The organism is Pseudomonas sp. HMWF021 (assembly GCF_003061005.1).
GTDB lineage: Bacteria > Pseudomonadota > Gammaproteobacteria > Pseudomonadales > Pseudomonadaceae > Aquipseudomonas.
Map to the genome: position 1 here is coordinate 16,369 of NZ_QAIK01000170.1, position 8,551 is coordinate 24,919.

At 58.9% G+C, this 8,551-nt stretch carries 9 protein-coding genes and 1 pseudogene; all 10 read right to left on the reverse strand.

Going from position 1 to position 8,551, the window contains the following annotated elements:
- Positions 1-999: sigma-54 dependent transcriptional regulator (locus tag DBR18_RS24555; protein ID WP_256588918.1), on the reverse strand; the 999-nt coding region annotated here is incomplete at its 3' end.
- A 5-nt stretch (positions 1,000-1,004) separates the two neighbouring features.
- Positions 1,005-2,198 carry a PAS domain-containing sensor histidine kinase gene (locus tag DBR18_RS24560; RefSeq protein ID WP_177482433.1) on the reverse strand — a complete coding sequence of 398 codons (1,194 nt, stop codon included), beginning with the start codon at positions 2,196-2,198 and terminating at the stop codon, positions 1,005-1,007.
- A gap of 125 nt (positions 2,199-2,323) precedes the next feature.
- Positions 2,324-3,799 carry a sigma-54 dependent transcriptional regulator gene (locus DBR18_RS24565; protein ID WP_003222863.1) on the reverse strand — a complete coding sequence of 492 codons (1,476 nt, stop codon included), beginning with the start codon at positions 3,797-3,799 and terminating at the stop codon, positions 2,324-2,326.
- Positions 3,800-3,971: 172 nt separating this feature from the next.
- Positions 3,972-4,268 carry a flagellar protein FliT gene (locus tag DBR18_RS24570; protein WP_108592257.1) on the reverse strand — a complete coding sequence of 99 codons (297 nt, stop codon included), beginning with the start codon at positions 4,266-4,268 and terminating at the stop codon, positions 3,972-3,974.
- Positions 4,269-4,279: 11 nt separating this feature from the next.
- Positions 4,280-4,678, reverse strand: a complete 399-nt coding sequence (gene fliS, locus DBR18_RS24575; RefSeq protein ID WP_108592258.1) for a flagellar export chaperone FliS — start codon at positions 4,676-4,678, stop codon at positions 4,280-4,282.
- 129 nt (positions 4,679-4,807) lie between these two features.
- A complete protein-coding gene (gene fliD / locus DBR18_RS24580) occupies positions 4,808-6,271 on the reverse strand; it encodes a flagellar filament capping protein FliD (RefSeq protein ID WP_108592259.1) in 1,464 nt (487 codons plus the stop codon).
- 82 nt (positions 6,272-6,353) lie between these two features.
- Positions 6,354-6,713, reverse strand: coding sequence for a flagellar protein FlaG (locus DBR18_RS24585; RefSeq protein ID WP_108592260.1), 360 nt, complete (start codon positions 6,711-6,713; stop codon positions 6,354-6,356).
- Between the two features lie 73 nt (positions 6,714-6,786).
- Entirely contained in the window at positions 6,787-7,638 is an 852-nt protein-coding gene (locus DBR18_RS24590) for a flagellin domain-containing protein (RefSeq protein ID WP_011333041.1), read from the reverse strand.
- A 237-nt stretch (positions 7,639-7,875) separates the two neighbouring features.
- On the reverse strand, positions 7,876-8,148 hold the full coding sequence (locus tag DBR18_RS24595) for a hypothetical protein (RefSeq protein ID WP_108592261.1): 273 nt from the start codon (positions 8,146-8,148) through the stop codon (positions 7,876-7,878).
- Positions 8,145-8,551: pseudogene (locus tag DBR18_RS29850) on the reverse strand (motility accessory factor Maf-2); the annotation flags it as partial. The gene DBR18_RS24595 and the pseudogene DBR18_RS29850, both read right to left, overlap by 4 nt.

Sequence of the window (8,551 nt, forward strand, 5' to 3'; positions counted from 1 at the left end):
TTCTGGCGAAAGTTTCGCCGCCGCATGCTTCATTTTATTGACGTGTTTGTTCAGCAACCGCTCGGCCAGCGGCAAGATATCGGCAGTGCGCTCGCGAAGTGGACGCCATGCCAGGGGGAAAACCGACAGACGGTAGAAAAGGTCTTCGCGAAAACGCCCCGCCGCCACTTCGCCGGCCAGATCCCGGTTGGTGGTGGCGACCACGCGGATGTCCAACGTGATCGGCTTGCGGGCGCCGACGCGCTCCACTTCACGCTCCTGCAACACCCGCAGCAACTTGGCTTGCAGGCCCAGAGGCATCTCGGAAATTTCGTCGAGCAGAATAGTGCCGCCGTCTGCCTGTTCGAACTTGCCGGCCTGCGCCGCGATGGCGCCAGTGAATGACCCCTTCTCATGACCGAACAGCGTAGCTTCGAGCATGTTGTCGGGAATTGCCGCGCAGTTGATCGCGATGAACGGCTGGCTGGCGCGGTGGGACTGCTGATGAATGTAGCGCGCCAGCACTTCCTTGCCGGTGCCGGACTCACCGGAGATCAATACCGTGGAATCGCTGCGCGCCACTCGTGCGGCCAGTTCCAGCAACTGCGCACTGGCCGGCTCAACCGCCACCGGGCCTTCACTGTCGGCGCTGCTGACGCTGCCCAGGGCATGGCGAGCAACCAGATCCAACAGGGCTTTGGGCTCGAAGGGCTTGACCAGATAGTCGGCCGCGCCCTGACGCATCGCATCCACCGCACGCTCGACCGCGCCGTGGGCAGTCATCAGCAGCACTGGCAATTGCGGCTGCCGGGCGCGCAACAGCCCAAGCAGTTGATGGCCATCCATGCCAGGCATGTTGACGTCGCTGACCACCAGACTGAACGCTTCGCGCTCGACCGCTTGCAACGCCTCTTCGGCGCTGCCGACTGCATGGTAGTCGTGGCCCGCCAGCAACAGCGTATCGGCCAGTGCTTCGCGCAACGAGCGGTCATCCTCGACCAGCAGAACCTTGATGCCCATGACGTTTACTCAGCTCCGTGTACAGCGGAAAACAGCGGCAGGGTTATCTGCGCGCACGTGCCGCGCCCGACCCGCGAGCGCAGCTGCAATTCTCCCTGATGCGCCCGCGCCACCGCCTTGACCACGGTCAGGCCTAGCCCGGTGCCGGTCACTTTGGTGGTAAAAAACGGCTCACCGAGACGCTCGAGTACCTGCGGCTCAATACCGCTGCCGCTATCGCTGACACACAGACGCAGGCTGTTGTCACGGCTGTAGCAGTGCACTTTCAGGCGCACGTTGCCGTCACTGGCCTGAATCGCGTTTTCGATCAGGTTCAGAATCGCCCCGACCAGCGTGTCGCGGTTGCACAGCAACTCGCCGGCGTGGCTGTCGCACTGCCAGCGAATGGGCAAATCCTGCACATGGGTCAGCGCCGCCGCTTGCAGCGACTGCATCAAGGTATTGGGGGTGATGCGATCGGTCAGCGGCAGCTCGCCTCGGGCGAACACCAGCATGTCGCGCACCTGGTGTTCCAGTTCATGCAGACGCTCCTTGAGGCGCCCGGCAAAGCGCTGCTGGGTGGCGACCGGCAATTCCTGCTCAGTCAAATGACTGGCGTAAAGCAGCGCAGCGGACAGCGGCGTGCGGATCTGATGGGCCAGCGAGGCGACCATACGTCCCAGCGAGGAGAGACGTTCGTGGCGCGCCAGTTGATCTTGCAGGTGACGGGTTTCTGTCAGGTCATTGAGCAGCACCAATTGACCCGGCTCAGCGTCAAGCGAGCGAGTGGCAATCGACAGGCGCCGACCGTTTTTCAGGGAGATTTCATGACCGTCATCTTCACGCGGGGCGAAGCAACGGGCGATGACGTGGCGCCACAACTCGCCTTCCAGCGGCAGCCCCAACAGGTCGATCGCCGCCGGATTGGCTTCGCGAACCATGCCGTGGCCGTCAATCACGATGACGCCACCGGGCAACAGGTCGAGGAGGTTTTGCAGACGGTTGGCCAGACGTTCCTTCTCGGCCAACTCCTGCATGCGCTGGGCACTGACCACCGCCAGCTCGCCCTTGAGCTCGGTAACCCGGGCTTCAAGCATGCTGTAGGAGTCGGTCAACTGGCTGGACATCTGATTGAACAGCGCGAACGCCTGCTCAAGACCCTGACGGCTCGCCTGCTCTACGGACGACGGTAGCCCCGGGGCATTGGAGGCAGAAGACATCTGGGCGTGGGGCATCGTGTTCTCTCGCTTGGCTGACCGTCAGTTAAACGGAACGTTGCGAGGGATGTAGCAATACCCGTGCCTAAAAAAAACTGCTTATAAATGAGGGAGTTGAAAAACAGGCGTCAATCATCCGCCTGTTCATCACCTTCGCGCCGGCTCATGCCGTACTTGCGCATCTTCTCCACCAGTGTGGTGCGACGAATACGCAGACGTTCGGCGGCACGCGCCACAATGCCATTGGCATCGTCAAGCGCCTGCTGGATCAGACCCTGCTCCAGACCGCCGAGGTAGTCTTTGAGGTCCAGGCCTTCCGGCGGCAGCATCGCGTTGGCGGTGAAGTCCGGGGTATGGCCGTTGATCGCCACACGCTCTTCAAGATCGCTGCGCAGGCTGTCGACCATCTGCTCGTCTTCGTCGTCGACGTAGCGAAATTTCTTCGGCAACTCGACCACGCCGATCACTCCGTACGGGTGCATGATCGCCATGCGCTCCACCAGGTTCGCCAGTTCGCGGACGTTGCCCGGCCAGCCGTGACGGCACAGCGACATGATCGCCGCCGAGTTGAAACGGATCGAGCCGCGCTTTTCGTGCTCCATGCGCGAGATCAACTCGTTCATCAGCAGCGGGATGTCTTCGACGCGCTCACGCAGCGGCGCCATCTCGATCGGGAACACGTTCAGGCGATAGTAGAGGTCTTCGCGGAAGGTGCCGATCTCGATCATGCTTTCGAGATTCTTGTGAGTCGCGGCAATGATGCGTACATCAACGCTCTGGGTCTTGTTGCTACCCACGCGCTCGAAGGTACGCTCCTGCAGCACGCGCAACAGTTTGACCTGCATCGGCAACGGCATGTCGCCGATTTCATCGAGGAACAGCGTACCGCCGTTGGCCAGTTCGAAACGCCCGGCACGGCTGGTGATGGCGCCGGTGAAGGCGCCCTTTTCGTGGCCAAACAGTTCGCTTTCGAGCAGCTCTGCCGGAATCGCCCCGCAGTTGACTGGCACGAATGGCGCGTCGCGACGCTTGGAGTGGTAATGCAGGTTACGCGCAACCACTTCCTTGCCGGTGCCCGACTCGCCGAGGATCAGCACGCTGGCGTCGGTATCGGCCACTTGCTGCATCATCTGGCGCACGTGCTGGATCGCGCGGCTGGTGCCGACGAGGCTGCGGAACAGGTTCGGTTCGCGATGACGGCCGCGCTCGCGGGCCTGATCGTACATCTCGCGATAGACCTGGGCACGGTGCAGGGAGTCGAGCAGTTTGCTGTAGCTGGGTGGCATTTCCAGGGTTGAAAGCACCCGGCGGCGCTGGTCTTCCGGCAGGTCGACGGAAGAATTATCGCCCATCAGCAAAACCGGAAGGAACTCATCCCATGTCGAGAGTGTCTTTAACAAGCCCAAAAGTGCACCCGGAGCATTGACCGTCCCGATCAGTACACAGATGACTTCACGACTTGATGACAAAGAGCCGACAGCCTGCTGCCAGTCATGGCTGCCGCAGGGTAAATTTTCTTCGCCGAGAAAATTCAAGATCACCGCCAGGTCGCGGCGGCGGACGCTATCGTCATCGATCAGCAGAATTTTGGTTTCACGCCACATGCAATAGCAACTTCCCTAGTCAACTCAATGCCCGAAAAATGGGGCAAGCGAGACGCTTGCAGGACACCTTGTGCCTGTAGACGCCTGAAATCTGAAAACAGCCACTAGTTAAGTCAAAAAACCGTGCACAGTCAAATTTATGGCGCACATGTCTGGATTAACTGGGGGTTAATTAACCAAACAGATGGTAAACCTTTGCCGCCTTTTGCGCTTGGGTGATCTGCGACATCTCGTTGGCTATCGCCTGCCGCTCTCCCATGGCCGCTTCGAGAAGCTCCTTGTAGACATGGAGCAACTCCTCAAGGTTACTGCGCAAGGCCTCCTCATCCAGGGAGGCCTCGACCATGACGTCTTCCATGCAGGAACGGCAAGCCAGATCCAGCTCGCCAATGGCTTCCCAATTGCGCTCGGCCAGCGCGCCGACCAACGCTTCACGGGTGTCTGCGATTCGCTGCAATACAAGACTCATGACGATCTCCTTTAAAACTGCGGAGCAGGCTCGGGAGCAATGGCATCCCAACCTTCTTTGACCGTGCTCAGCAAGCCGGCGACCTCATCAAGAATGCGAGGATCGCTGTTGATGTTCGCCTCGGCGAGGCGCTTCATCATGTAGATGTACAGTCCGTCCAGATCAGCCAGTTCTTCGGCACACTTTTCCAGATCCAGACCTTCGCGCAGACCGCTGACGATGCCAATGGCCTTGCTGATTGCTGTGCACTTGCCTGGAATATCCTTGCGCTCGATGGCTCCCTTGGCCTGAGCGATGCGGGCCAGCCCGCCTTCCATCAGCATTTGCACCAGACGGTGGGGGCTCGCCTCGGAGGTCTGGGCATGCGCGCCGACTTTCTGATATTGCCGAAGGGCTAACATTGGGTTCATGTTCTACCTCATTGCCACAATGACTCGTATAACCAGTGTATCGCCAACGAATCACAGAACTTTAGATCAAAAGACAAAAACCCGGCGCACGCCGATGAAGCGTAGCCGGGTTTTTGTCGTTCTCGCAGGTTACTTCGCGGACTGCTGAGCGTTCAGCGAGCTGAAGAACGACGTGATGTTGCTGGCCGTCGCCTTCATCTGCCCTACCAGCAAGTCCATGGCGTTGTATTTCGCAGTCAACGTCTTGGTCAGGTTGGCAACTCGCAGGTCCAGCGCCAACTGCTGGGAGGTAAGATTGCGCGTGTTGTTATTGAGAATGGTCAGGCGCTGATCAAGCAAACCACTGGTGGTTTTACCATCGGCAGATGCCTTCAGATACGGGTCTACCGCCTTGCTCATGCGCGACAGCAGACCGTTGGTATCGTCGGTCCCGGTGAACATTTGCTGAACCTGGCCAGCCATCCCGGGCTGAGCCATGGTTTTGGTGAACGCAGCGGTATCAAACGTCAGGTTACCGGTGAGGCGGTCGGTCATCACACCGATCTGCGACAGGTAGGACAAAGCACCACCCGGCCCGGCAGAAGTCAACTGGCTACGGATGTCGGCGATCAGCGAGCGCGGCAGAGAGTCACCGGTAAACGCCGCCTGCACAGTCAGCTTGCCGTCTTCATCCGGCGTCGCCTTGGACAGGGTATCGATGGTGTTCTTCAGGGTGTTGTAGGCGTCGACAAACGCCTGAACCGAAGTCTGCAGCCCCTTGGTGTTGGTATCGACGCTGACAACGGTGGGCGTCGCAACGCTACCGGTCACAGGGCTCACAGCGGTCAGGTTCAGGGTCAAGCCACTGATTGCACCGCTGACCGTGTTGCTTTTGCTGGAAACCTGGAGGCCGTCAATAGTCACTTTGGCATCTTGTGCAATGCCATTGACGTTGCCGGAAGCGCCTGGCGCAGGCGTTGCCCCCATCGGTTGAGTGCCGTCGATTTCCAGACCGGCAATCCCGCTGACGGTGAGGTCAGAACCTGCACCGGTCTTGCTCGAACTGATCACCAGACGCGAAGCGCCGCTGCTGTCAGTCACAATGTTGGCAGAAATGCCATTGGAGCCCTGAGCCGTGTTGATGGCGTCCCGAGTGCTCTGCAAGGTCGCATTGGCCGGGATCGTGACATTGTAATCAGTGCCATTCTGACTGATTTTCAGGGTACCACTCGGAATGGCACTGGCAGCACCGCCGGCGAAAGAAGCACTGGCGACTTTCGAGCCAGTGGCCAATTGATTGACAACAACGTTGTAAGTCCCCGAAACCGCAGTGTTATCGGAGGTAGCACCCAGAATCGACGTATTGCTAGAAGTCGCCGTGAAGCCGGCAAACGCCGGGTTGGTCTTGCTGCCCAGGTTGGCCATCGCCGTCTGGTACGCGGTCAGCGCACTCTTCAACGTGCCGACACCGGAAATCTTCAGGGTATTGGTTTTGGTCGCGGAATCGATCTGCGTCTGCTTCGGCGACTTGTCGGCGTTGACCAGCGCGGTCACGATCGCGCCGATGTCCAGGCCGGAACCCAGTCCGGAACCCGGTAGAATTGGACTTGCCATGTGCATCTCCCTTCAGATTGTTGCCAGACTTTTGACCCGTCCAGGCGTCATCAAGAAAGACAAACACTATTCATGCCAGCTATCAGACTTTGGCGTCGAACAACACGTGACTTGCGTTGGCGAGGCTGTCTGCGAGCTTGAGTGCTTCTGCGGAGGGGATCTGGCGTACCACTTCACCCGTCTCGCTTGCGATCACCTTGACGATGACCTTGCCGGAATGCTCGTCGATCGAAAATTCCAGATTGCGCTTGATCGATTGAACGAACTTCTCGATCTCCTGCACCGCCAGTTTCAACTTGGCGTCATCCGTTTGCTGACTTTTCCTGTCAGCGACCGGAGCGTCGGCCGGTGCAACTTTTGGCGTCTCCGACGGCTTATCAACAACAGGCGTCGCTGGCTTGGGAGCCGGATAAGACACGTTAAGCTTTACGCTCATGTCCATGCTCATCACCTCCTAACGTAAAAAAGCGAGAGAGCGCGACCAGCGCACCCTCCCGCCCCGACTCATTCCGAGATTACTGAAGCAGCTTCAGTACAGCGGAAGGCAGTTGGTTGGCTTGAGCCAGAACAGAGGTCGAAGCCTGTTGCAGGGTTTGCTGCTTGGTCAGGTTAGCAGTCTCTGCGGCGAAGTCGGTATCTTGTACACGACCTTGTGCAGCAGTGGTGTTCTCGGTGATGTTCTGCAGGTTGGAGATGGTGCTGGTCAGACGGTTTTGCGAAGCACCCAGAGCAGCGCGGGTGGCGTTGATGTTCGCAATTGCAGCGTCGATTGCAGTGATCGCGTTGTCGATGTTCGAAGCGGCGGCTGCGGAAGTAGCACCGGTCAGAACGACAGTACCGCTACCTACCGACAGGCTTGCAGCGTCGAACTTGCCGCTCAGAACCAGGTCGATGTGGTTGGCGGAGCCAGTGTTGGCGCCAACTTGCAGAGTTACAGTACCAGCCGAACCGTCCAGCAGGTTTTTGCCGTTCAGGTTGGTAGCAGCCGAGATACGGGTGATTTCGTCAGACATCTGAGCGAATTCAGCGTTGGTTGCGGTCTGGTCAGCAGTGCCGTTGGTACCGTTACGAGCTTTAACAGCCAGTTCACGCATACGCTGCAGGATGTCGGTCGAAGCTTGCAGAGCGCCTTCAGCGGTCTGAGCAACGGAGATACCGTCGTTGGCGTTCTGGATGGCCTGGGTGTTACCACGGATCTGCGAAGACATACGGGTAGCGATTTGCAGGCCAGCAGCGTCGTCTTTAGCGCTGTTGATTTTCAGGCCGGAAGACAGGCGCTGCATCGAAGTCGACAGAGCGTCGGAAGCGCGGTTCAGGTTCTTTTGAACGTTCAGCGACGTGGTGTTGGTGTTTACTGTTAAAGCCATGACGAATTCCTCGTTGGTTGGGTACTGCGGCTTCCGGCCCTGGCAACCGCCTGGAATGGCCTAGAGAACCTTCGTAATAGTTATCGTCGGGTTGGCAGGTTGCTTGAGGGCTTTTTTAAAAAAATTTGCCATCAACCTGCCACCCCAGAGAAAACAAGGGCTTAGCGCCCTCCCACCTGCGAAAAAATGACGCCATAAAACCGACCCGCGCGCAAAGCCGCAGGCCAGTGCGGTCGGTCACTTTGACGATCGTGCTTTTTGCAACAATTCGATCAACTCGAACTCCATCCAGTCTGCAAGTCCCAACCAGTCCTGCCGCTCCTGACACTCCAGCATGTGCGTGAGTACAGCGGCCCAGTCCTGCTGAAACTGCGCAGGTGCAGCGATCAGCAATTGTTGCGCGTCGTCGAACACATCGACCATATCCAGCGCAGCTTCGACATCACGCCCCAAACGGAACAGCCCGGCGCATCGACGGCATTCGTCGACGCATTGCTCAATCGCTGTCATTGCACGAACTCCCGATTGAACTGCGTGCCGGCGATCAATGCGCCTGCCCGGCTGCTGTTGAAGAACTGCACCTGGGGATGCGCAGCGATATAACGCTCCAGAACACACAGGTAGCCACGGAAATTCAACTGCGTGCTGACCCGCTGGCCATTGCCGTCCTGCACCCAATATCGAGCCTGATCGACGCCGGGCCCCAGATCGCCATCATTCCAGCCGGCATGGGTCTTGTTCATCGGGAACGCGAAGTCGGCGCCGAACAGCGTAATGCTCAGCGCGCCCATTTTCACGGCCAGGTCCACGGCCGGATGAATCACGCTGCCGCCCACATGCAACTGCCCTCGCGGGTATTGTTCACGCAACCGGGCATAAACCGGGCTGGCCGAATAACCGCCGTAGCGTTTGC